This is a genomic window from Streptomyces sp. NPDC096132 (assembly GCF_044763345.1).
Lineage (GTDB): Bacteria > Actinomycetota > Actinomycetes > Streptomycetales > Streptomycetaceae > Streptomyces.
Genome location: NZ_JBIWGA010000003.1, coordinates 602,605 through 625,986 on the forward strand (window position 1 = coordinate 602,605; position 23,382 = coordinate 625,986).

At 71.2% G+C, this 23,382-nt stretch carries 19 protein-coding genes and 1 pseudogene; 9 read left to right on the forward strand and 11 right to left on the reverse strand.

The window, feature by feature from the left end; translation table 11 throughout:
* Positions 1–58 precede the first annotated feature (58 nt).
* Positions 59–1,303 carry a YncE family protein gene (locus tag ACIRF9_RS10495; protein ID WP_403818941.1) on the reverse strand — a complete coding sequence of 415 codons (1,245 nt, stop codon included), beginning with the start codon at positions 1,301–1,303 and terminating at the stop codon, positions 59–61.
* A gap of 188 nt (positions 1,304–1,491) precedes the next feature.
* Between ACIRF9_RS10495 and ACIRF9_RS10500 the strand changes: the two genes are divergently transcribed.
* Entirely contained in the window at positions 1,492–2,154 is a 663-nt protein-coding gene (locus ACIRF9_RS10500; RefSeq protein WP_403818943.1) for a TetR/AcrR family transcriptional regulator, read from the forward strand.
* A gap of 212 nt (positions 2,155–2,366) precedes the next feature.
* Here ACIRF9_RS10500 and ACIRF9_RS10505 read toward each other — a convergent pair whose 3' ends face one another.
* Entirely contained in the window at positions 2,367–3,572 is a 1,206-nt protein-coding gene (locus ACIRF9_RS10505; RefSeq protein ID WP_403819045.1) for a glycosyltransferase, read from the reverse strand.
* 207 nt (positions 3,573–3,779) lie between these two features.
* Between ACIRF9_RS10505 and ACIRF9_RS10510 the strand changes: the two genes are divergently transcribed.
* The 3 genes from ACIRF9_RS10510 to ACIRF9_RS10520 all read left to right on the forward strand — a co-directional run bounded on the left by ACIRF9_RS10510 (position 3,780) and on the right by ACIRF9_RS10520 (position 10,006).
* Positions 3,780–5,738 carry a ricin-type beta-trefoil lectin domain protein gene (locus ACIRF9_RS10510; RefSeq protein ID WP_403818945.1) on the forward strand — a complete coding sequence of 653 codons (1,959 nt, stop codon included), beginning with the start codon at positions 3,780–3,782 and terminating at the stop codon, positions 5,736–5,738.
* 133 nt (positions 5,739–5,871) lie between these two features.
* Positions 5,872–9,585 (forward strand): choice-of-anchor D domain-containing protein, encoded by a 3,714-nt coding sequence (locus ACIRF9_RS10515; protein ID WP_403818946.1) that lies wholly within the window; start codon positions 5,872–5,874, stop codon positions 9,583–9,585.
* Between the two features lie 25 nt (positions 9,586–9,610).
* Complete coding sequence (locus ACIRF9_RS10520) at positions 9,611–10,006, forward strand: hypothetical protein (RefSeq protein ID WP_403818948.1); 396 nt, start codon at positions 9,611–9,613, stop codon at positions 10,004–10,006.
* Here the strand turns inward: ACIRF9_RS10520 and ACIRF9_RS10525 are convergent, their stop codons facing one another.
* Both ACIRF9_RS10525 and ACIRF9_RS10530 read right to left on the reverse strand, forming a co-directional pair.
* Positions 10,007–10,150 carry a hypothetical protein gene (locus tag ACIRF9_RS10525; RefSeq protein ID WP_403818950.1) on the reverse strand — a complete coding sequence of 48 codons (144 nt, stop codon included), beginning with the start codon at positions 10,148–10,150 and terminating at the stop codon, positions 10,007–10,009.
* A gap of 226 nt (positions 10,151–10,376) precedes the next feature.
* On the reverse strand, positions 10,377–10,745 hold the full coding sequence (locus ACIRF9_RS10530) for a nuclear transport factor 2 family protein (RefSeq protein ID WP_403818952.1): 369 nt from the start codon (positions 10,743–10,745) through the stop codon (positions 10,377–10,379).
* 194 nt (positions 10,746–10,939) lie between these two features.
* Between ACIRF9_RS10530 and ACIRF9_RS10535 the strand changes: the two genes are divergently transcribed.
* A complete protein-coding gene (locus tag ACIRF9_RS10535; protein ID WP_403818954.1) occupies positions 10,940–11,239 on the forward strand; it encodes a hypothetical protein in 300 nt (99 codons plus the stop codon).
* An 82-nt stretch (positions 11,240–11,321) separates the two neighbouring features.
* Here ACIRF9_RS10535 and ACIRF9_RS10540 read toward each other — a convergent pair.
* A pseudogene (locus tag ACIRF9_RS10540) lies at positions 11,322–13,108 on the reverse strand (ABC transporter ATP-binding protein).
* A 158-nt stretch (positions 13,109–13,266) separates the two neighbouring features.
* Between ACIRF9_RS10540 and ACIRF9_RS10545 the strand changes: the two are divergent.
* From ACIRF9_RS10545 to ACIRF9_RS10555, 3 genes are all read left to right on the forward strand, one after another.
* Positions 13,267–14,355, forward strand: coding sequence for an S-(hydroxymethyl)mycothiol dehydrogenase (locus ACIRF9_RS10545; protein ID WP_403818956.1), 1,089 nt, complete (start codon positions 13,267–13,269; stop codon positions 14,353–14,355).
* The gene (locus ACIRF9_RS10550; protein WP_403818958.1) at positions 14,355–14,984 is read left to right on the forward strand and encodes an MBL fold metallo-hydrolase; all 630 of its coding nucleotides are present in this window, start codon (positions 14,355–14,357) and stop codon (positions 14,982–14,984) included. Before ACIRF9_RS10545 ends, ACIRF9_RS10550 begins: the two co-directional genes overlap by 1 nt.
* 77 nt (positions 14,985–15,061) lie before the next feature.
* Positions 15,062–15,976, forward strand: a complete 915-nt coding sequence (locus ACIRF9_RS10555; RefSeq protein ID WP_403818960.1) for an SDR family oxidoreductase — start codon at positions 15,062–15,064, stop codon at positions 15,974–15,976.
* Between the two features lie 4 nt (positions 15,977–15,980).
* On the opposite strand, the gene ACIRF9_RS10560 is transcribed toward ACIRF9_RS10555, so the two are convergent.
* Both ACIRF9_RS10560 and ACIRF9_RS10565 read right to left on the reverse strand, forming a co-directional pair.
* On the reverse strand, positions 15,981–16,514 hold the full coding sequence (locus ACIRF9_RS10560; protein WP_403818962.1) for a hypothetical protein: 534 nt from the start codon (positions 16,512–16,514) through the stop codon (positions 15,981–15,983).
* 61 nt (positions 16,515–16,575) lie between these two features.
* Positions 16,576–17,967 (reverse strand): pyridoxal phosphate-dependent decarboxylase family protein, encoded by a 1,392-nt coding sequence (locus tag ACIRF9_RS10565; protein ID WP_403818963.1) that lies wholly within the window; start codon positions 17,965–17,967, stop codon positions 16,576–16,578.
* A gap of 197 nt (positions 17,968–18,164) precedes the next feature.
* Between ACIRF9_RS10565 and ACIRF9_RS10570 the strand changes: the two genes are divergently transcribed.
* Positions 18,165–18,860, forward strand: a complete 696-nt coding sequence (locus ACIRF9_RS10570) for a L,D-transpeptidase (protein ID WP_403818965.1) — start codon at positions 18,165–18,167, stop codon at positions 18,858–18,860.
* Positions 18,861–18,891: 31 nt separating this feature from the next.
* Here the strand turns inward: ACIRF9_RS10570 and ACIRF9_RS10575 are convergent, their stop codons facing one another.
* Genes ACIRF9_RS10575 through ACIRF9_RS10590 form a run of 4 tightly spaced genes read right to left on the reverse strand, consistent with a single transcriptional unit; the run spans position 18,892 to position 23,333 of the window.
* The gene (locus ACIRF9_RS10575) at positions 18,892–20,094 is read right to left on the reverse strand and encodes a Gfo/Idh/MocA family protein (protein WP_403818967.1); all 1,203 of its coding nucleotides are present in this window, start codon (positions 20,092–20,094) and stop codon (positions 18,892–18,894) included.
* A 29-nt stretch (positions 20,095–20,123) separates the two neighbouring features.
* A complete protein-coding gene (locus tag ACIRF9_RS10580) occupies positions 20,124–21,449 on the reverse strand; it encodes an extracellular solute-binding protein (RefSeq protein ID WP_403819047.1) in 1,326 nt (441 codons plus the stop codon).
* 34 nt (positions 21,450–21,483) lie between these two features.
* Complete coding sequence (locus ACIRF9_RS10585; protein WP_403818969.1) at positions 21,484–22,410, reverse strand: carbohydrate ABC transporter permease; 927 nt, start codon at positions 22,408–22,410, stop codon at positions 21,484–21,486.
* Between the two features lie 17 nt (positions 22,411–22,427).
* On the reverse strand, positions 22,428–23,333 hold the full coding sequence (locus ACIRF9_RS10590; RefSeq protein ID WP_403818971.1) for a carbohydrate ABC transporter permease: 906 nt from the start codon (positions 23,331–23,333) through the stop codon (positions 22,428–22,430).
* Positions 23,334–23,382: the final 49 nt, after the last annotated feature.

Genomic DNA, 23,382 nt, shown 5'->3' on the forward strand with positions numbered 1-23,382 from the left:
CGGGCACACACGAAGGGGGCGGGCGCCCGGCGCCCGCCCCCTTCCGCGACCGGTCGGTTCAGCTGCCGGTCCCGGTCCAGTTCGCGGCCACATGGCCCAGGCGGACCCGCTGCGGGTGGTCGCCCACCGGGACCGAGAGGACCTTCTGGCCGGTGGCGAAGTCGATCACCGTGACCTGGTCGGCGCCGCTCTCGGAGATCACGCAGTCCTTGCCGTCGCCGCTGACCGTGGCCCAGTACGGCTTGGAGGCGGTGACGAGCGGACCCTCCTGGAGGGTGCTGCGGTTGACGACCGTCGCGTAGTCGTCCATCGTGCCCGCGACGCACAGCTTGCTGCCGTCCGGGCTCATCGACAGGCCGTGGTGGCGCGAGTCGTTGACGAACGAGGTGCGCTCGTCGCTGGTCGCCGGGTTCTTCGGCAGGGTCTTGGTGCGGGTGATGCGGTCACTGGCGAGGTCGTACTCGAAGAAGCCGTTGAAGAACGACACCTGGAAGTACAGCTTGGACTCGTCCGGCGAGAAGACGGCCGGGCGCACCGCGTCCGAGTAGTCCGTGAGACCGATGGCGTCCAGCTTGGCCCGCATGTCGATGACCTTGACCTGCTTGTACGTGGTCGCGTCGACGACGGTGATGTGCCGGTCGCCCTTCGTCCAGTCCAGCCACGGCGCGTCCAGATCGGTGTTCACGTCACCGATCGCCATGTTGTAGATGTACTTGCCGTCCTTGGTGAAGATGTTCTCGTGCGGCTTGTCGCCCGTGGCGAACGACCCGAGCTGTTTGCCGGTGTTGATGTCCAGCACGTGCACGGTGTTGGCGGTCGACGCGGAGACCGCGACGCGGGTGCCGTCGGGGGAGACGGCCATGTGGTCGGAGCGGTAACCCGACACCGGGAACCGCCAGTTGATGGCCCCGGTGGACAGGTTGATCGAGACGACGTCGGCGAAACTGGGCCGGGAGACGACCACGGACTTGCCGTCCGGGGTGGAGTACATGTCGTCCACGAACTGGTCGTGGCCCTCGCCGACGCCGTTGCGGATGGCCATGAAGTAGATCCACTTGATGGGGTCGGCGTTGATCTCCGCCATCCGGGCGTCCTTGTCGGGGATCACGTTGATCCGGCCGATCTTCGCGAAGTCACCGCTGGAGGCGATGACGTCCGAGGTGCCCTCCCAGTTGTTGCCGACGAACAGCACCTCGCGCAGCGAGGCGTCGGACGCCGCCGATGCCGCGGTCGCGGGGGCGGTGACGGTCAGGACGAGGGCGGCGGCTACGGCGCAGAGGTGCCTGGGTCTGAAGGCAGCCATCAGTGCTCACTCCTCTGGAGTGGGGAAAGGGGCAGGGCAGGGCTGAGCGGCTCGAGGGGTCCGAATCTGAACACGGCCGCGTTCAGAGTGGACTTACTGGAAAGTAAGGAAGGGGGGCCCTTCGCCACAAGACTCCGTGCACGACAAAATTGACCGCGGGGGAGCAGGGAGCGACGAGGGAGGGTTCAGTGACGGGCAGGCTCAGGGCGCCCACCGGCCGGTACGGCGGCAAGACCGCGGCCGAGCGGCAGGCCGAACGGCGCGGGAGGTTCCTGGCCGCGGCGCTGCAGCTGTTCGGGGACACGCCCGGCTACCGCGGCACCACGGTCGCCGCGCTCAGCGAGGCCGCAGGCCTGTCGACCCGCCAGTTCTACGAGGAGTTCCGCACCCTCGAGGACGTCCTCGCGGCGCTGCACCTCCAGGTCAACGACTGGGCGGAGGAGGCGGTCGTGGCCGCGTTCGCCGCGGCACAGGGCCTGCCGCTGGCCGAACGCGTCACGGCGATCTTCCGCGCCTACGCCGGGAACGTCACCTCGGACCCGCGCCGCATCCGCATCACGTTCGTGGAGATCGTGGGCGTCAGCCCCCGCCTGGAGGAGCAGCGCCTCGCCCGCCGTGCCCGCTGGGTCGAGCTGATCTGCGCCGAGGCGACGTCCGCCGCCGCTCGCGGAGAGGCGGCCCCCCGCGACTACCGCCTGGCGTCCACCGCCTTCATCGGCAGCGTCAACGGCCTTCTGCACGACTGGAGCGCCGGCTGGGTGGACGCGTCCCTGGACGAGGTGGTCGACGAACTGGTGCGGCAACTGCTGGGGATACTGCGGCCGGAGGGGTGGGCGGCGGAGGTGCGCTGACGCCGGCCGGCGCGCGTCGGCCGGCGGTGGCGGGCCCGAGGCCGTCGGGGAGCCGGGCGGCGACGAGCGCGACCGTCTCCTCGGCGGTGCCGGTGTGTGCGACTCCTGCCGGTCGCGAAGCCGCTGCCGGCGCAATACGAGGTGCCGCCATCTCGCGTCGAGGAGGGACTCTTCGGCGTTCACTGCGGTGTGCCGGACCGGCCCGACCCGCCTCACCCCAGCCGTCCCACCGCCTCCACCACCCGCCCCACCCCGTCCTCGCCGCGCACCTTGGTCCCCAACGTCCGTGCCCGCTCACGGAATTCGGGTGTCCGGGTGGCGTCCGCGAGGGCTGCCGCCAGGGTTTCGGCGGTCAGTCGCCGCAGGGGGACCGCCCGAGGTGCCACGCCGACCGTGACCAGCCGCTCGGCCCAGAAGCCCTCGTCGAACTGGATCGGTACCGGGACGGCCGGGACGCCCGCGCGCACCCCGGCCGCCGTCGTGCCCGCGCCGCAGTGGTGGACCACCGCGGCCGTCTCGGGGAAGAGCAGGGAGTGCGGTACCTCGTCGACGGTCAGCAGGTCGTCGCCGTCGGCCGCGAGGCCGGCCCAGCCGCGCTGGATCACCCCGCGCAGCCCGGCCAGCCGCAGCGCCCGTACGATCTCGGCGCTGAGCCGGTGGGGATCGGGCACCGTCGCGCTGCCCAGGCCGACGAAGACCGGCGGTGGCCCCGCGTCCAGGAACTCCCGCAGGCGAGCCGGGAGTCGGTTCTCGCGGTCGTACGGCCACCAGTAGCCGGTGACGTCGAGCCCCGCCCGCCAGTCCCGTGGCCGGGGCACCATCAGGGGGCTGAAGCCGTGCAGCACCGGCTGGGCCTGCCGCCGGGTGCGGCCGGGCGGCAGGTCCAGCCGGGACCGGAGTTCCGGCAGGGCGGGAGCGAAGACGCGTTCGACGGCCCACTCCACCCCGTGGCCGGCGAGACGGTTGCCGAGCGCTCCGAAGGAACCGCCCCCGAGCATGGGCGGCGCGAACTCCCTTGTGGCGGCGACCGGTTGGAGCGGGAGGTCGAGAGCGGGCAGTCCCAGTCCCTCGGCGACGGTGTGGCCGAGCGGTGCCATGGACGCGGACAGCAGCAGCGCGTCGCTCCCCCGGGCCGCCGCCAGCACGTCGTCGGTCATCCGGCCGACCAGCGCGCGTGCCATCCGCACCACCCGCAGCAGCTTGCCCGCACCGGTCGCGCTGCGGTGCAGTCCGCGGCCGCGTGCCGACTCCAGTTCCGCCCGGGGGTCGACCGGGAGGGGGTGGAAGCCGACCCCCGAGCCGGCCACCAGCGGCGCGAACCGCTCATGGGTGACCAGGGTGACCGTGTGGCCCGCGCGTACGAGCGCGTGCCCCAGGCCGGTGAAGGGGGCGACATCGCCCCGGGAGCCCGCCGTCATGATCGCCACTCGCACGACGGACAGTATGGCGGCGCCCCGGCCGATGAGGGGCGAACGACCCTGCGAAAGCGGCCACTTCACTTCTGAGACCGGTCACATCACTTCTGTCGCAGCCGTTGACTTCACTCTCGCGCAGCTCTACGTTCGGCGCGCAAGCCGTTCGGTTCGCCGACCCTTGTTCGATATGTCGAATTCCGGAGCCGCCGTATGTTTCCCCCACCGCGCTCACATCTCGTCAGGCGCTGCAGATCCGCAGCCGTACGCCTCCTGGCCCTGGCGCTGACCGCGACCGCAGCCCTTCTCTTCACCGGTACCGCCCCCGCCCAGGCCGCGACGAGCCGTCAGATATCCGTGCCCACCGCTCCCATGGGCTGGGCGTCCTGGAACAGCTTCGCCGCGAAGATCGACTACAGCGTCATCAAGAAGCAGGTCGACGCGTTCGTCGCGGCGGGCCTGCCGGCGGCCGGGTACCAGTACGTCAACATCGACGAGGGCTGGTGGCAGGGCACCCGGGACAGCGGCGGCAACATCACGGTCGACGAGTCCGAGTGGCCCGGCGGCATGAGCGCCATCGCCGACTACATCCACAGCAAGGGCCTCAAGGCCGGCATCTACACGGACGCCGGCAAGGACGGCTGCGGCTACTACTACCCGACCGGCCGTCCCGCCGCTCCGGGCAGCGGCAGCGAGGGCCACTACGAGCAGGACATGCTGCAGTTCTCGAAGTGGGGCTTCGACTTCGTGAAGGTCGACTGGTGCGGCGGTGACGCCGAGGGCCTCGACGCGGCGACGACGTACACCGCGATCAGCGACGCGGTCGCCAAGGCCACCGCGACCACCGGCCGCCCGCTGACGCTCTCCATCTGCAACTGGGGCTACCAGAACACCTGGAACTGGGCGCCGGGCCTCGCCCCGATGTACCGGACGAGCACCGACATCATCTACTACGGCAACGCGCCGTCGATGACGAACCTGCTGTCCAACTTCGACCAGGGACTGCACCCGCTCGCCCAGCACACCGGCTACTACAACGACCCGGACATGCTGATGGTCGGCATGACCGGCTTCACCGCCGCCCAGAACCGCACCCACATGAACCTGTGGGCCATCTCCGGCGCCCCGCTGCTGGCCGGCAACGACCTCACCACCATGACCACGGAGACCGCGAACATCCTCAAGAACCCCGAGGTCATCGCCGTCGACCAGGACCCGCGCGGCCTCCAGGGCGTCAAGGTCGCCGAGGACGGCAGCGGGCTGCAGGTGTACGGCAAGGTCCTCTCCGGCACCGGCAAGCGCGCCGTCGTCCTGCTCAACCGCACCTCCGCCGCCGCGAACATCACCGTCCGCTGGTCCGACCTGGGGCTGACGAACGCCTCCGCGACCGTCCGTGACCTGTGGTCCCGCTCGGACGTCGGCTCGTACAGCACGAGTTACACCCAGAGCGTCCCGGCGGGCGGCTCGGTGCTGCTCACCGTCACCGGCGGGACCGAGGCCTCCGGCAGCACCTACACGGGTACGTCGAGCTTCTCCGGCGTGGTCGCGGGCGCCACCGGCACGAAGATCGTGGACGTCGCCTACACCAACACCGCCTCGACGGCCAAGACCGCGACCCTCAAGGTCAACGGCCAGGGCACCACGACGGTCTCCTTCCCGCCGACCGGTTCCAGCCAGGGCACGATCAGTCTCCTGGTCGGCCTCTCCAAGGGCTCCTCGAACACCCTGACCTTCACCAATGCCCCGACCCTCGCCGACATCACGGTGAAACCGCTGCCCGGCGCGAACGGCAACCAGGTGGTGGGCAAGCAGTCGAGCCGCTGCCTGGACGTCTACAACAACACCATCACCAACGGCACCCAGGCGGAGATCTGGGACTGCAACGGCGGCCAGAACCAGGCCTGGACCTACACCTCCCGCAAGGAGCTGGTGGTCTACGGCAACAAGTGCCTGGACGCCTACAACCTGGGCACCACCAACGGCACCAAGGTCGTGATCTGGGACTGCAACGGCCAGAACAACCAGAAGTGGAACGTCAACAGCGACGGCACGATCACCAACGTCAACGCGGGACTGTGCCTCGACGTCAACGGGGCGGCCACGGCCAACCGCTCGGTGCTGGTGCTGTGGTCGTGCAGCGGTGCCACCAACCAGAGCTGGACGCTGAACTGACGGCCGGCGCTTCCCCCGTACGGGTGAACCACCCACCGATACGGACCAGGAATCATCGGTAAATCACACTGTCCCGCCGATCATGACGGTCGGCGGGACAGGCCCGCCCCCTCTCGACCGGGCGGAGCGGCGCATGCAGAGCAGGTTCGGTTTCCTGGCCCCGCTGGTGACGGCCTGTCTGCTGACCGGCGCCCTCGGCGCGCCCTCCCTGGCCGCTCCCGACGACCGGCGCTCCCGCGCCGCCGACGTCACCACCGTCTCCGAGGACACCTACCGCACCGGCTGGGACGACAACGAACCGGGCCTCGCCCCCGAGCAGGTCTCCAGCTCCGACTTCGGACAGCAGTTCTCCACCACCGTCGACGGACAGGTCTACGCCCAGCCGCTGGTCGTCGGGAAGACGGTCGTCGTCGCCACCGAGAACAACAAGGTGTACGGCCTGAACTCGGCCACCGGCGCCAAGACCTGGACGAAGAGCCTGGGCGCCGCCTGGCCCGCCTCGGCCATCGGCTGCGGCGACCTGGTCCCCAATATCGGCGTGACCGCGACCCCCGTGTACGACCCGTCGACCGGCACCGTCTACCTCACCTCCAAGGTCAATGACGGCCCCGACACCCAGCACCCCAGCTGGTACGTCCACGCCCTGAGCGTCACCACCGGCGCCGAACGCGGCGGCTGGCCCGTCAAGGTGTCCGGCGCCCCGGTCAACGACCCGGGCCGCCCCTTCAACGCCTACACCGCGATGCAACGCCCCGGCCTGCTGCTGATGGACGGCGCGGTGTACGCGGGCTTCGCCTCCCACTGCGACCACACGCCGTACGTCGGCCACGTCCTGCGCGTCAGCACCTCGACCCGCAAGCAGACCCTGTGGGCCACCGAGAACTCCTCCGCCAACGGCATGGCCGGCATCTGGATGAGCGGCGGCGGCCTGGTCTCCGACGGACCCGGCCGCATCCTGTTCTCCACCGGCAACGGCATCTCCCCGGCTCCCGGCCCGGGTTCGAAGCCGCCGGGCCAGCTCGCCGAGGCCGTCGTCCGGATCGGCGTCAACAGCGACGGCACGATGTCCGCGCAGGACTTCTTCAGCCCCTCCAACGCCCCCACCCTCGACCAGAACGACACCGACCTCGGCTCCGGCGGCCCGGTCGCCCTCCCCGACGACGTCTTCGGCACCAGCCAGTACCCCCACCTCCTCGTCCAGATCGGCAAGGACGGCAGACTCTTCCTCCATGACCGCGACCACCTCGGCGGCCGCAGCCAGGGCCCGGGCGGCACCGACAAGGTCCTCGGCAACTTCGGGCCCTACGAGGGCGTCTGGGGCCACCCCGGCGTCTACGGCGGACAGGGCGGCTACGTCTACACGATCGGCAGCCGCGGCCCGCTGCGGGCGTTCAAGTACGGCGTCACCGGCTCCGGCCTGCCCGCCCTGACCAACACCGGGCGCTCCACGGAGACCTTCGGCTACACCTCCGGCTCCCCGGTGATCACCTCCACCGGCACCACCAACGGCTCGGCGGTCGTCTGGGCGGTGTACTCGGACGGTGCGAGCGGGGCCAACGCGCAGTTGCGCGCGTACAGCGCGATCCCGGCGAACGGCACCCTGAAGAAGCTGTGGTCAGCCCCGATCGGCGTCGCCTCCAAGTTCTCCGTGCCCGCCACCGACGGCGGCCGCGTCTACGTCGGGACCCGCGACGGCCACGTCCTCGCCTTCGGCCGGCCCTCCAACGCGGCCCTCATCGGCGACGGCGTGGACTTCGGCGACGTACCCGTCGGCGGCACCCGGCACTTCACCGCCACCGTCACCGCCACCCGGGACGTCCGGATCGACGCGGTGACCGCCCCGCCCGGCAGCGCCTTCTCCGCCGCCCCCACCGGACTGCCCCGCACCCTGCACACCGGCGACACCTACGCCGTCCCGGTGTCCTACGCCCCGACCGAACCCGGACCGGACAACGCCGTACTGGACTTCGCCACCGACCTCGGCGACACGGGCCTCGGCCTGAGCGGCTACGGAACCCGGGACGGCCTGCTCGCCTCCCCGCCCTCCCTCTCCTTCGACACCGTGCCCACCACCACCGACAAGACCCTGGGCATCACCTTCACCAACACCGGAACCCAGCCCGAGACCATCTCCGCCACCACCGCCCCCGACGCCCCCTTCACCGCCGGCGGACTGCCCGCCGCCGGCACGGTCGTCCAGCCGAAGCAGTCCGTCACCGTCCAGGTGACCTACGCGCCGACCGAGTCCGGTGACGACACCTCGGCCCTCTCCGTCACCGGGCAGCACGGCACCGTCACCGTCGAGCTCACCGGCTCCGCGGTCACCGGCGAGGCACATCTGACGATCACCCCGACCTCCACCGACTTCGGGCCGGTCGAGGTCGGCCGGTCCGTCACGAAGACCTTCGACATCAGCAACACCGGAAACATCGCGCTGACCATCACCAAGGCCAAGGCCCCCGCGGCCCCCTTCCACGTCAGCAACCCGCTCAGCGAGGGGCAGGTCATCGGCCCGGAGGACGTCGTCCACCAGGCCGTCACCTTCTCCCCGACCTCCGTCGGCGCGGTCAGCGGCACCTACGAGATCACCGCCGACGACGGCACCGGCGCCCACCACGAGGCCCTCACCGGCACCGGCACCACCGGCACCGGCGTCACCCTCCCCGCACCGGGCGCCGGCGGCTGGCAGCTCAACGGCTCCGCCCAGCTCTCCGGCGACGACCTCCAGCTCACCCAGACCACCCGCGACCAGGCCGGCTCGGCGGTCTTCCCCGTCCCCGTCCTCACCGACGGCCTCAACACCACGTTCACCGGCGTCATCGGCGGCGGCACCGGAGCCGACGGCCTCGCCTTCGCCCTCGTCGACCCGGCCAGGGCCACCCCGAGCGCCCTCGGCGGCGCGGGCGGCGGCCTCGGCTGGAGCGGGATGCCGGGCGTCGCCGTCACCGTCGACACGTACCGCAACGGCAGCGACCCCGCCGCCAACTTCGTCGGCGTCGCCCTCACCGGCAGCGGTACGTCGATCACGTACGCCGCCACCACGACGGCCGTCCCCGACCTGCGCGCGGGCCCGCACGCCGTGGCCCTGTCCGTCTCGGGCCGGACGATCACCGTGTCGATGGACGGCGCGCAACTCCTGCGGACGACCGTGCCGTCCCTCCCGCCGACCGCGTTCGTCGCCTTCACCGGCGGCACCGGCTCCCGCACCGACATCCACACCGTCCGGGACGTCGCCGTCACCGCGGCCTCGTACGCCGTACCGCCGCCCGGCCCGAACGGCTGGCGGTACAACGGCTCCGCCATCCTCTACAACAGCACGAACCTGGTGCTGACCCCCGCCACCGCCGACCGCCGCGGCAGCGGCCTCCAGAGCACCGCCGTCCCCTCCGCCCGGCTGCGCGCCCGCTTCACCGCCACGATCGGCGGCGGGACCGGCGGCGACGGCCTCGCCCTGCTGCTCCTCGACGCGACGAAGACGACCGCGAAGGCACTCGGCGGGGGAGGCATGGGCCTGGGCTACGCCGGGCTCCCCGGCATCGCGGTCGCCCTGGACACCTACCGGAACGGCACCGAACCGTCAGCCAACTTCGTCGGCATCGCCGCCGGCAGCACCGGCGGCCGGCCGAACTACATCGCCACCTCCACCGCCGTCCCCGCCCTGCGCACCGGCTCGCACACCGTCGACGTCCACGTGACCGGTGCCGGGCACCTGGTCGTCGGCGTCGACGGCGTCCAGGTCATCGACAAGGCGGTGACCCTGCCGCCGAACGTGCTCGTCGGCTTCTCCGGCGCCACCGGCGGCCGCACGGACACCCACACCGTGACCGGCATCAGGGTCGGTTACTGAGGCACCACGAGGAGCTCCCATGCGCATGCCGACGAAACCCCTGCTGGCGGTCACGGCCGCCCTCGCCTGCCTCGCCGCCGCCCCGGCCCCCACGGTCCTGGTCGGCGCCACCGAGACGTCGGGCCACGTCCTGACGGACGCCGACGGCCACACCCTCTACACCTACGACCTCGGCCCGTGCACCGGCTCCTGCCTCGACCTGCGCAGACCGGTGCACGCCGCCGGCGGCACCACCCCGACCCTTCCCCCGGGCATCGCCGGCACCCTGGGCACCCTCGCTCGCCCCGACGACCGCACCCTCCAGCTCACCTACGAAGGCTCCCCCCTCTACACGTACATGGGCGACACCCAGCCGGCCGAGACGAACGGCATCACCCCCGACTGGCACGTCGTCCCGGCCCACTACCTCCCGACCCGCTGATCACACCGCCCCGAGCTGCCGCCCGGCCGCCTCCACCGTCTGCTCCAGCAGGGTGGCGATGCGGGAGTGACAGTACGTCACCGCCGCACCGTCGACGTCCTCCTCGGGCGCGATCGCCTCGAACGCGGCCCGCTCGTCGATCACCGGTGGCGGCCGTGCCGCGTGCGCAGCGCACGTCGTGCGGGAGGGAGCGGGCGGCGGCGCGCCGCTCTCACGGCTGTCCGCAGCAGGGCGGCGGACACGCTCCGGCCTGCCGCGGAGGCCGGTCCCGGCAGCGTCGAGCGGGGGGCACGCGCGCGGCCCCGTCGGGCCCGCACCGAGAAGGTCCAGGTCAGCCGGGTGGAGACCTGGACCCCGGCGAACTTCCTGCCTACTCGTCCCATGCCTGGATCATCGTCTGCTCGACGATCTTGCCGTCGCGCAGGGTGAGCATGGACTCGGCGAGGACACGCACACCGTCCGAGTACTCGCAGGACTCGGTGAAGGCGGCGCGGTCGCCCTGGACGATGCACTCGTCCACCTTGTGCGCCTTGATGTCCCGGTTGTAGACGTCCTCGAGCAGTTCGCCGATCTCCGCCCGGCCGTGCAGGACCCGGGGGCTGCTGGGCTGGGTGTTGCGGTCGACGATGCGCAGCTCCGCGTCGTCCGCGTAGAGCGACAACAGTGCCGAGGCGGTCGATCCCTCGACGCCCCTGCGCAGGGTCTCGGTGGTGAATCCGGAGCTTGCCGCGGTGCCCATGATGACCTCCTTGGAGGGCCGCGGACCGAGGGGAGCCGGGCCGCCGGGCCCTCACCTTCGAGCGTCCTCCGCCGCACGGGCCTCGGCAAGCGCAGCCGGTACGCCCCGGGAGGCGCGACGCGGCGCCTGCGCCTGTCGGGTGAGCGGTGTCCGCCACCCGTGTCCGCGACGGCGCCCGACGCGTTGCTGAGGGCATGATGTCCACTCGACGCATCGTCGCCGCCGCCGCTCTCGCCGCCGGGGTCACGGGCCTCGCCGCGCCTCTGGCGAACGCGGCCGAAGCCCCGGCCACCGGCCTGATCCACCCGATGGCCACGCTCGACTCGCTCGCCGCGAGCGAGGTCCCGGCGGAGCGCCGGGCCGGCCTTCCCCCGGTCTCCCGGCAGCTGGCCGAGGTGAAGAACGTCCACCAGCTCAACAGGCTGAACGAACTGCACCAGGTCACCGACCTCGCCGCCCCCGTCACCGGGCTGCTGCCGGGGATCCAGACCTGAACCGCGGGTTCCCCGTGGGGCCGCCGCCGTCCTGACATCCGGACGGCGGCGGCCCTTTACGTGTTCACCGCCGCCGTGCGGCTCACTCGGCCGTCGCGAGGAACTGCGTAGCCGCCAGCTCGGCGTAGAGCGGATCGCCCGTCACCAGCTCACGGTGCGTCCCCACGGCCCGCACCCGGCCCGCGTCCATCACCACGATCCGGTCGGCCATCGTGACCGTCGACAGCCGGTGCGCGACGACCAGGACCGTCGTCGTCCGGGCGACATCGGCGACGGTGTCGCGCAGCGCCGCCTCGTTCACCGCGTCCAACTGCGAGGTCGCCTCGTCGAGCAGCAGCAGCCGGGGGCGGCGCAGCAGGGCGCGGGCGATGGCCACCCTCCCCCAGTGCCTCAACGGCCTGGGGGCACCCCCAGCCGCTCACCACCGGACAGCTTCGTCCCCCGATGCCCGACCAGCGTCTCCAGGCCCTGCGGCAGCCGGTCGGCCAGGCCGTCCAGACGGGTCGTCTTCAGCACCCGCCGTACGGTGTCCTCGTCCGCCTCCGGGTTGCCCAGCAGCAGATTGGCGCGCAGCGAGCCCGACAGCACCGGCGCGTCCTGCTCGACGTAACCGATCGACGACCGCAGCAGCGGCAGCTCCCAGTCGGCGAGGTCGCGGCCGTCGAGGCGGATGGTGCCCGACTCGGGGTCGTAGAACCGCTCGATGAGCGAGAACACGGTGGTCTTTCCGGCGCCCGACGGGCCGACGAACGCCGTCATGCCCCGCGCCGGGACGTCGAACGTCACCCCGTGGTGGACGTAGGGCAGGTCGTCGGCGTACCGGAAACGGACGTCGGTGAACGCGAGCGAGGCCGGTTCGGCGGTGGGGGAGGGCAGCGGAGCGGGCCGGGCCGCCGGTTCGGCGGGCAACCGGAGCGCCTCCTGGATCCGGCTGAGGGCGGCCGCGCCCGTCTGGTACTGGGTGATCGCGCCGACGACCGACTGGATCGGTGACATCAGATAGAAGACGTACAGCAGGAACGCCACCAGCGTGCCCACGTCGATCGCGCCGGTCGCGACCCGCGCCCCGCCCACCGCCAGCACGGTGATGAACGCGGTCTGCATCGCGAGCCCGGCCGTGTTCCCGGCCGCCGCCGACCACTTGGCGGCGCGCACGCTCTGCCGCCAGGACTCCTCGGCCGCCGCGTGCAGCGTCTCCTCCTCGCGGTGCTCGGCGCCCGACGCCTTCACCGTGCGCAGCGCGCCCAGCACCCGCTCCAGCGAGGCCCCCATCACCCCGACCGCGTCCTGCGCCCGCCGGCTCGCCCGGTTGATGCGCGGCACGATCACCCCGAGGACGGTGCCCGCGCACAGGATCACGGCCAGGGTGACCCCCAGCAGCACCGGGTCGACCAGGCCCATCATCACGACCGTGGCGGCCAGCGTGAGCCCGCCCGTCCCGAGGCCGACCAGCGAGTCGGTGGTGACCTCGCGCAACAGGGTCGTGTCGGAGGTGATCCGGGCCATCAGGTCACCCGGCTCGCTGCGGTCCACGGCCGTGATCCGCAGCCGCAGCAGATACGACGACAACGCCCGCCGCGCCCCGAGCACCACCGACTCGGCCGTGCGCCGCAGCACGTACGAACCCAGCGCCCCCACCGCCGCGTTGGCGACGACGAGCGCCGTCAGGGTCAGCAACGCGCCGGTGATCGCGCGGTCGTGGGACAGGTCGTCGATCAACCCCCGGGCCACGAGCGGGAGAAGGAGCCCCGTGGCCCCGGTGACCAGCGACAGCACCGCCCCGGCCAGCAGGGCCCAGCGGTGCGGCCGTACATAGTCGAGCAGCAGCCGCCACGGGGGCCGGACGCCGGCTGTCTCTGCGTTGCTCACGGGGCTCCTCGGAGGTCGGACGGAGCCTTCAGGCTACGGCGGCGGTCGCCGAGCGTGGCCGGAAGGAGGGGCTCCGGGCCGTCGGCCGTGCCCTTACCGATCAGTCACGCGTAGGGTCGGACCTGGGACGGATGACCGCCGAAGAAAGGGGCAGCACCATGCCGCAGGAAGTACGCGGAGTGATCGCACCGGGCAAGAACGAGCCGGTGCGGGTGGAGACGATCGTGATCCCCGATCCCGGCCCCGGGGAAGCCGTGGTCAAGATCCAGGCCTGCGGGGTCTGTCACACCGACCTGCACTACAAGCAGGGCGGGATCAACGACGAGTTCCCCTTCCTGCTCGGGCACGAGGCGGCGGGTGTGGTGGAGTCCGTCGGCGAGGGCGTCACGGACGTGGCGCCCGGGGACTTCGTGATCCTGAACTGGCGTGCGGTGTGCGGGCAGTGCCGGGCCTGTCTGCGCGGGCGTCCCTGGTACTGCTTCAACACGCACAACGCCCAGCAGAAGATGACCCTCGCCTCGACGGGCCAGGAGCTCTCCCCGGCCCTCGGGATCGGCGCGTTCGCGGAGAAGACGCTGGTCGCGGCCGGGCAGTGCACGAAGGTCGACGCGTCGGTGTCGCCGGCGGTGGCCGGACTGCTGGGCTGTGGCGTGATGGCGGGCATCGGGGCGGCGATCAACACCGGGAACGTGGGCCGGGGCGACACGGTCGCGGTCATCGGCTGCGGCGGGGTCGGTGACGCGGCGATCGCGGGGTCGAACCTGGCCGGCGCCGCGAAGATCATCGCCGTCGACATCGACGACCGGAAGCTGGAGAAGGCCCGCAGCATGGGCGCCACGCACACCGTGAACTCCAAGGAGACGGACCCGGTCGAGGCGATCCGCGAGCTGACCGGCGGCTTCGGCGCGGACGTCGTGATCGAGGCGGTCGGCCGCCCGGAGACGTACCGGCAGGCCTTCTACGCCCGCGACTTGGCGGGCACGGTCGTCCTGGTCGGCGTCCCCACTCCCGAGATGAAGCTCGAACTTCCGCTGCTCGACGTCTTCGGCCGCGGCGGCTCCCTGAAGTCCTCCTGGTACGGCGACTGCCTGCCCTCCCGCGACTTCCCGATGCTCATCGACCTGCACCTTCAGGGCCGTCTGGACCTGGGGGCGTTCGTCACCGAGACCATCCAGCTCGACGAGGTGGAGAAGGCGTTCGAGCGGATGCACCACGGAGACGTCCTGCGTTCGGTGGTGGTGCTGTGATGGCCGCACGCATCGAACGTCTCGTCACCTCGGGCCAGTTCAGCCTCGACGGCGGCACCTGGGACGTGGACAACAACGTGTGGATCGTCGGCGACGACCACGAGGCGATCGTCATCGACGCCGCCCATGACGCCGAGGCCATCGCACAGGCCGTGGGCGACCGGCGGCTGACCGCCATCGTGTGCACCCACGCCCACAACGACCACGTCGGTGCGGCCCCCGCCCTCGCGGACCTGACCGGCGCGACCATCTGGCTGCACCCCGACGACCTGCCGCTGTGGAAGCTCACCCACCCCGACCGCGAGCCCGACGCCCATCTGGCCGACGGACAGGTCATCGAGGCCGCCGGAACCGACCTGACCGTCCTGCACACCCCGGGGCACGCGCCCGGCGCGGTCTGTCTGCACGACCCCGGGCTCGGCGTGCTGTTCACCGGCGACACCCTGTTCCAGGGCGGCCCCGGCGCCACCGGCCGCTCGTACTCCCACTTCCCGACCATCATCACGTCCATCCGCGAGAAGCTGCTGACCCTCCCGCCCGAGACGAAGGTGCTCACCGGGCACGGCGACTCCACGACCATCGGCGCCGAGGCACCTCACCTGGAGGAGTGGATCGACCGGGGCCACTGAGAAAAGGCGACAGGAGATGTCCGGCTTCCCCGGCACCCTCGAGAGGACACCACTCATGAGGGAAAGGGAGGCCGGACATGCCGGTTCCGCTGCAGGGCAGGGTCGCACTCGTCGCCGGAGCGACACGGGGCGCGGGGCGGGGCATCGCCGTCGAACTGGGCGCGGCCGGCGCCACCGTCTACGTGACGGGACGCACCACCCGCGCCCACCGCTCCGAGTACGACCGCCCCGAGACGATCGAGGACACCGCCGCCCTCGTCACCGAGGCCGGCGGTCAGGGCATCGCCGTACCCACCGACCATCTCGAACCCACCCAGGTCCGCGCCCTCCTCGACCGCGTCGACGCCGAGCAGGGCCGGCTCGACGTCCTCGTCAACGACATCTGGGGCGGCGAGAAGCTCTTCGAGTGGGACACCCCGGTCTGGGAACACGACCTCGACAACGGCCTCAGGCTGCTGCGGCTCGCCGTGGAGACGCACGCGATCACCAGCCACCACGCGCTCCCGCTCCTGCTGCGCCGCCCCGGCGGCCTCGTCGTCGAGATGACCGACGGCACCACCGAGTACAACCGGGACACCTACCGGAACTCCTTCTTCTACGACCTCGCCAAGGCGTCCGTCCTGCGCATGGCCTTCGCCCTCGGCCATGAACTCGGCCCGCGCGGCGCCACCGCCGTCGCGCTCACCCCCGGCTGGCTGCGCTCGGAGATCATGCTCGACGCGTTCGGGGTCACCGAGGACACCTGGCGCGACGCGCTCGACCGCGTCCCCCACTTCGCCATCTCCGAGACACCCCGCTATGTCGGCCGGGCCGTCGCCGCCCTCGCCGCGGATCCCGACGTGGCCCGCTTCAACGGACAGTCCCTCTCCAGCGGCGGCCTCGCCCCGGTCTACGGCTTCACCGACCTCGACGGCAGCCGCCCGGACGCCTGGCGCTACCTGGTCGAGGTCCAGGACGCGGGCAAACCGGCGGACGTCACGGGCTACCGCTGAACGCTCACGACGACCGGGGCAGCGACGGCCAGCGCGCCGGATGCCCCGGCGGCAGCGCCAGGTCCTCGCGTACGGCCGTGTAGTAGCCCTCGCGGCCCGCGCGCTGCCGCTCCAGCAGCGCCTGCCAGGCGTCCGGATCCACGGTCCCCGACCGCAGGAACCGCTCCATCTCCATCACCACGGCCACCCAGGTCCGGGCCCGCTCCACCACGTCCCGGCTGCCCAGCATGATCAGCGCCTCCCCGGCCGGATCCCGCCCGTCGGTCGCCTGCGCCAGCAAGGGCTCGGCCTCCTCCAGGGAGACCGGATGCGGATGCGGATCGTTGCCGAGGTGCGCGGCGACGCGGTATGTCAGGGTCACCGACTTCTTCAACGCCCGCGCGTAGTCGGAGTACACCGACAGCCGTCGCTCCTCCCACCGGGCCGCCTGCTCCCGAGCGAACCGGGCCCGGTCGCTGCGCACGATCGCCAGATACGAGCCGAGGGCACCGATCACGACACCTATGAGGGCGGGGAGTTGCTGGATGAACGCGGACATGGCCGCACGGTCTCCGTTCGGTCGACGGGGTGGTGGCGCTCAACGGCCCGTGCAGATCCTTTCACTCGGCCAGAGCCGAGGTGAGGGCGGTGAGTACCCGTGCCGTGTCCGCCTCGGAGGTGCGCCAGTTGCTGAACGCCGCCCGCAGCGCCGGCACCCCGCCGTACACCGTCGGGGTCAGGAAGGCCTCCCCGGAGGCGGCCACGGCGTCCGCCAGCGCGGCCACCCGCTCGGTCGTCGGGTCGTCGGCGAGGGTGAAGCAGACGACGTTCAGCCGGACCGGCGCCAGCAGTCGCAGCCCGTCGAGCGCGGCGACGCCCTCGCCGAGCCGGGCCGCGAGGGCGGCGTTCCGCTCGACGATCTCCCGGTGCCCGGCCCGCCCGTACGCCACCAGCGAGAACCACGCCGGAAGCGCCCGCAGCCGCCGGGAGTTCTCCGGGGTGAGGTGCAGGAAGTCGGGCTCGCCGGAGGGCAGTCCCAGATACGGCGACGCGTTGTGGAAGACCCGTACCTGAAGGTCCCGGCGGCGCGTGAACTGGACAGCCGCGTCGTAGGGCACGTTCAGCCACTTGTGCAGGTCCACACAGACCGAGTCGGCCGCGTCGAGCCCGTCCACGAGGTGCGCGTACGCGGGGGAGAGGGCGGCGAAACCGCCGAACGCGGCATCCACGTGCAGCCAGAAGCCGTACCGCTCCTTCAGGGCCGCGATCGCCCGCAGATCGTCGAAGTCGACGGTGTTGACCGTGCCCGCGTTGGCCACCACGATCGCCGGCCGGCCAGCCAGCCCCGCCAGAGCGGCCTCCAGCGCGGCCACGTCGACGGCCTCACGGTTCCCGGGCAGCAGCGGCACCTGCTTCAGCCGGTCCCGGCCGATGCCGAGGACCGACAGCGCCTTCGTGACGCTGGAGTGCGGGCTGCCCGAGAGCACGTCCACCGGGCCCAGCGCGGCCGCGCCCGCCCGCGACACGTCCACCCCCAGCCGCTCGCCCAGCCACTCCCGGGCGACGGCGAGCCCCACCGTGTTCGACACGGTCGCGCCGGTGACGAACGCCCCGGAGTGCGCCTCACCCAGCCCGAACAGCTCCCGCAGCCAGGCCACCGTCTCCCCCTCCAGCGCCGTCGCCCAGGACCCGGCGGCCCCGGACCCGTTCTGGTCGTACGCGGACGTCAGCCAGTCCCCGGTGACCGAGGCGGGCGTCGCGCCGCCCGTGACGAAGCCGAGGTAGCGCGGCCCGGCGGAGCCGGAGAAGCCCGGCGCCCAGCGCTCGGCGAACCGCGTAAGGGCGACGTCGGCCCCGGCGCCCTCCCGCGGCAGACCGGCCGGCTCCGGTGTGCCGTCGAGGCGGACCACCGGCCGCTCGGCCAGCCCGCCCAGCTCGCGGGCGGCGAAGTCACGGGCGGACTGCAGGAGTTCGGGAAGCCGGGAGAGGTCGTCGGCGAGAGTGGGGTGCATACCGAGGACCCTAGGCCGGGGGCGGGAGCCATCGATCGGTCCACTTGGTGGAAAGTGGACCGCTGCTCACGGAGGCGGAGGCCGACTGCCGGGAAGTTCACTGTTTCGTCACAGGTTGGACGGGACTACAACCGCCGCCCCCGCCCACCGGTCTAGGTTGACGAGATCGCCGCAACCGCGCCAGGAAGAGGGCACCCATGGGGGACATACGCAGACGAGGGGTCGTCGCACTCGGGGTCACGGGGCTGGTGGCCCCGCTGACGCTCGCGCTGGGCGCCGCGCCGGCCCAGGCCGCGAGCTGCACCACGCAGGCCGGGCCGTACCAGAAGCAGGTGGAGAAGTTCCTCGGCCGGCCCGTCGACGGCAGGCAGTCGGTCGCCGACTGCAAGGCCATCCAGGCGTTCCAGAACAAGCACGGCATCACCCCCAACATCGGCTACGCCGGTCCCGTCACCTGGGGCGTGATGGACCTCATGAACAAGCAGAAGGCGGTCGGCAACAACCCGAACGCGGCCCGCAAGTGTCCGACCAACAAGGGCCGGATCGCCTGCGTCAACCTCACCCTCCAGATCAGCTGGATCCAGGACGGCAGCAGGCTCGTCTACGGCCCCGTCCCGGTCCGCACCGGCCGCAACGGGTACGAGACCCGCACCGGCCTGAAGAAGATCTACTGGCGGGACATCGACCACGTCTCCAGCATCTACAACGTGCCGATGCCCTACAGCCAGTTCTTCGACGGCGGCCAGGCCTTCCACTCGGTCAACCTCAGCATGTGGAACCCGCCGGGCTCCCACGGCTGCGTCAACATGACGACGACCACCGCCAAGAAGTACTGGTCGCTGCTGAAGAACGGCGACGACGTCTTCGTCTACGGCCGCAAGCCGGGCACCTGACGGCACCCGGCCCGGCCGGCACCCGGTCGGCTCAGCTCTCCGGCGCGTCCCCGAAGTCCGGGATCTCCAGCCTGACCCCACCCTGCCGCGCTGACTCGTGCGCGATGATGCCCGGCAGGGTGTAGCGGGCCGCCACCCAGGCGTTCACGGACGGCAGGGCGCGGGTGTTGACCGCCGTCACGAAGTCGTCCACCAGGAAGTGGTGGCTGCCCTCGTGCCCGTTGTGCAGCTGGTCGAACTCCCGCGGCAGCCGCGACCGGTCGTGCACCGGCGCCGAACCGGAGGTGAACGCGGCCCGCAGCTCCGGCGCGATGTGCTGGAGGGACGGATCGTCGGGGGAGAGCGTCGGCTTGGGCTCGAGGAGCTCGCTGATGTCCTTCACGCCCTGCTTGTCCTGCCACAGCGCCACCGTGGCGAGCTGCTCCATGCTCGCCTCCGTACCGAAGAAGCGGAAACGGGACTCCCGGATGTGGGAGGGGTAGCCCACCCGCCGGAACTCGTTCGTACGGAACGAACCGCCGCCCGCCACCTCGAACAGCGCGGTCGCGTTGGAGACGTCGTTCCCGAACTGGCTGACGTCCTTGTCGAAGACGCCGTCACCGCGCTCGTCCACCACCCCGATCGCCGACACGCTCACGGCGTGCGTCCGCCAGGCGCCGAGCACCCCGCCCACCGAGTGCGTCGGGTAGAGCAGCGGGGGATAGCTGGCGGTGGCCTTCCAGTTCTCACCGCCGCTGTACCGGTACGCCTCGTAGAACCCCAGGTCCATGTCGTGGACGTAGTCGCCCTCGGCGTAGAAGAGCCGCCCGAAGGCGCCCTCGGCGATCTGGTTGCGGGCGTGCACGGTCGCCGGGTTGTACTGGCTGGTCTCGCCCATCATGTACGTCAGCCCGGTCGCCTTGACCGTGTCGATGATCGCGGCGATCTCCTCCGTGCTGATCGCCATCGGGACGGCGGAGTAGACGTGCTTGCCGGCGTTCAACCCCCGCAGCACCAGCGGACCGTGGGTCCAGCGCTGGGTGAATATGGCGACCGCGTCGACCGCCGGTGACTCCAGCATCGCCTCGTACGAGGGGAAGGCGCCGGCCAGCCCCTGGGCGGAGGCGAGCTGCTCGGCCCGCTCGGGCAGCAGATCGGTGACGTGGACGTCACCGACACCGGGGTGGGCCTGGAACAACGTGGCGAACTGGCCGGAGAACTGGCCGGCGCCGACGATGCCGAGGTTGAACGTCATGTGAGGCGAGTCCTTCACTGGTCGATGGATCACTGCGAGAGAATCAGGTTGATCTGGTCGTTGGTCTCGTCGAGGCTGCTCACGGACCTGCCGTTGCCGTAGATGTCCTGCATGGCGGGCTGCATGAGCGCGAGGACGTCCGCCGCGTTGTTCGTGATCGGGTAGGAGAAGGTGGCGAAGTCCTTCTTGTCGGCGACCGGCTCGGTGAAGGCGGTGACGTCGATGCCCTTCTTCTCGTACGCGGCCACCGCGGCCTTCGTGCCGTCGGGCGTGGCGGGGAAGACGATGCCGTAGCCGCCCACCGTCCGCTGGCACGCGTCGGAGGCCAGGTACCGCACCCACTTCTTCGCGCCCTCCTTGTTGCGGGCGTTCTTCGTGACGGAGTCGGCGAGGCCGTTCATCATCGTGGCGCGCTTGCCGGTGGGGCCGGCCGGGGTGAAGGCCGTGCCGACCTTCACGCCCTTGAACCCGTAGTACGTCGAGATCATCCAGGCGCCGTCGAAGGCGGCCGCCGCCCTGCCCGCCGCGACCTGAGCGTTGGCCGGGTTGGCGCCCGCGCTGTAGTCCGTGAGCGGGGCCAGGTAGCCCTTCTTCGCCAGCCCGAAGTACCAGTCGACGACCGACTGGAAGGTCTTGCTGTCGTACTGGTAGTCGGTTCCCCACCGCTTCTTCTCGGTGTAGGTCCATCCGGCCGAGGCGGTGAACGGGCTCCACTGCGTCTGCCCGTCGCCGTCGCCCGCACCGGCGGTGGCCAGTCCGTACACCTTCACATGGTGCCTGTCGAAGCCCGGTTCGTCACCGCGCCGTCCGTCGACGTCGACGGTGAGATGGGCGATGGCCTTCTCGAAGGTGCCGCCGTCCCGCGGGTTCCAGGAGAGGCTGTTCAGCTCCTGGGCCGTGAGCCCGGCGGACGCGGCCATCTTCTGGTTGTAGAAGAGGGCGACGGTGTCCCAGTCCTTGGGGGCGCCGTAGCGGTGGCCGTCCTGGCCGACCCAGTTGGCGGCGAGCCCCGGCTGGTAGGCCGACTCGTCGATGCCGAGGTCGTCGAGCGGTTCGAGCACCTTGAGGTCGGCGAACTGGCCGAACTTCTGGATGTGGTCGGTGAACACGTCCGGCTGGGTGCCCGCGATGAAGCTCGCGGTGAGCTTGGTCCAGTAGTCGCCCCAGCCCATCTGGGTGATCTTCACCTTCAGGCCCGGGTTCTCCTTCTCGAAGCCCTTCGCACAGGCCTGGTAGGCGGGCAGCTGGTTGGCGTCCCACAGCCAGTACGTCACCGTGCCGGCGTCCCCGCCTGGGCCTGCGCCCCGCGCGCATCCGGCGGTCAGGGACAGCGCCAGCGCTCCCGTCAGCGCCATGACCGTACGCATCCGAACTCGCATCCCCATCCCCTTACTTGATCCCGGTGAAGCCGATGGAACTGACGATGCGGCGTGCGAAGACCCCGAAGAGCACCAGCATCGGGAGGGCGGCGATGAGGGTGGCCGCCATCAGGCCCGACCAGTCGTAACCCGTCTGCGGGGTCTGCGCCCGGAAGATCGCCAGTGCCACCGTGAGCACCCGCGAACTGTCGCTGTACGACACCATCAGCGGCCAGAAGTAGTCGTTCCAGGAGGTGATGTACGTCAGCACGCCCAGCGTGAGGATCGGCGTCGACGCCATCGGCAGCATCACCCGGAAGAAGATCCGGATCTTCCCGGCGCCGTCGAGCAGGGCCGCCTCCTCGACCTCCCGGGGCACGTTCATGAAGAACTGCCGGAGGAAGAACACCGCGAACGGCGTCATGAGCATCGTCGGCAGCGCGATGCCCAGCAGGGTGTCCACCAGGCCGAGTTGCTTGATGAGCACGAAGTTCGGCAGCAGGGTGAAGATCGCGGGGACCATCAGCCCGGCCAGGAACAGCCCGAACACCCGGTCCCGGCCGCGCCAGCGCAGCCGGGCGAAGGCGTACGCGGCCATCGAGGAGAAGAAGATCTGGCAGACGGTGACGAGCGTCGAGACGACCACCGAGTTGATCAGATAGCGCCAGAACTTCAGTCCGCCGCCCGCGCCGCCCTGCGCGATGGCCTCCTTGGTGGACTGCAGGCCCAGCGCCCGTTCGAAGCCGCCCGCGGTGAGGCCGGTCGGCAGCGGATCGCCGGGGTGGGCGGCGAGCGAGGTGTTGGTGGACAGCGCGGTGCGCAGGATCCAGTAGAACGGCAGCAGGGTGACGAGCACGATCGCGGTCATCACCGCCCAGGCCGCGATCCGGCCGAGGGAGGGCCGGCGCCTCGCGGACCGTACGGTGGTCGTGGTGGCAGTGGTGGTCACGGCAGCCATGTGAGGTCTCCCTTCCGTCAGCCGAGGTCGGTGTGGCCGGCCCGGGTGAGCCGGTACTGCAGGACGGTGATGGCGCTCAGCACGACGAGCAGCGCCACGGACATCGCGGACGCGTAGCCGAACTGGAAGCGGCCGAACGCGGCGCCGTAGATGTAGTACTGGAGCACGTTGGTGGCGTTCGCCGGTCCGCCCTGGGTGGTGACGGCGACCGTGTCGAAGACCTGGAACGAACCGATCACCGTCATGATCAGCACGACCGCGAGCACGGGCCGCAGCAGCGGCATCGTGATCCGCCAGAACATGCGCCACTCGCCGGCGCCGTCCACCCTCGCCGCCTCGTACATGTCGTTCGGGATGGCCTGCAGACCGGCGAACAGCAGCAGCGCGGTGTAGCCGACGTGCCGCCACACGTTGATCAGCGCGATCGTCGGGATCGCCCAGGTCTCGTCGGCGAGGAACGGGACGCGGTCGAGGCCGAGCCCGGAGACGATCTCGTTGCCGATGCCGAGCTGGGTGTCGAGGATCCACAGCCAGACGATGCCGGCGACGACGTTCGACATCAGATAGGGCGTCAGCACGATCCCGCGCAGCAGCGCGGACTGCGTCAGCCGCTGCAGCAGGACGGCGATGGCGAGGGCGGACACCGTCTGCACCCCGATGTTGATCACCACGTACACGACGGTGACCCGCAGGGAGTCCCAGAAGATCGGGTCGTGGACCATCCGGTCGTAGTTGGCCAGGCCCACCCACTCCGCGGGTGTCAGCAGATTGAAGCGGGTGAAGCTCAGATAGACGCCCCGCAGGGTGGGCCAGAGCAGGAAGACGAGAAAGCCCAGCAGCGCCGGAGCGAGGAAGACGGCCGCCAGCCTCTCGTCACCCCGCCCTGCGAGGGCGGGCGCCCTGCTCGTACTCGGATCGGCCATCGTGAGACTCCCTCGTCCGTGGCGGCTCGTTCGGCCACTTACTTTTGTG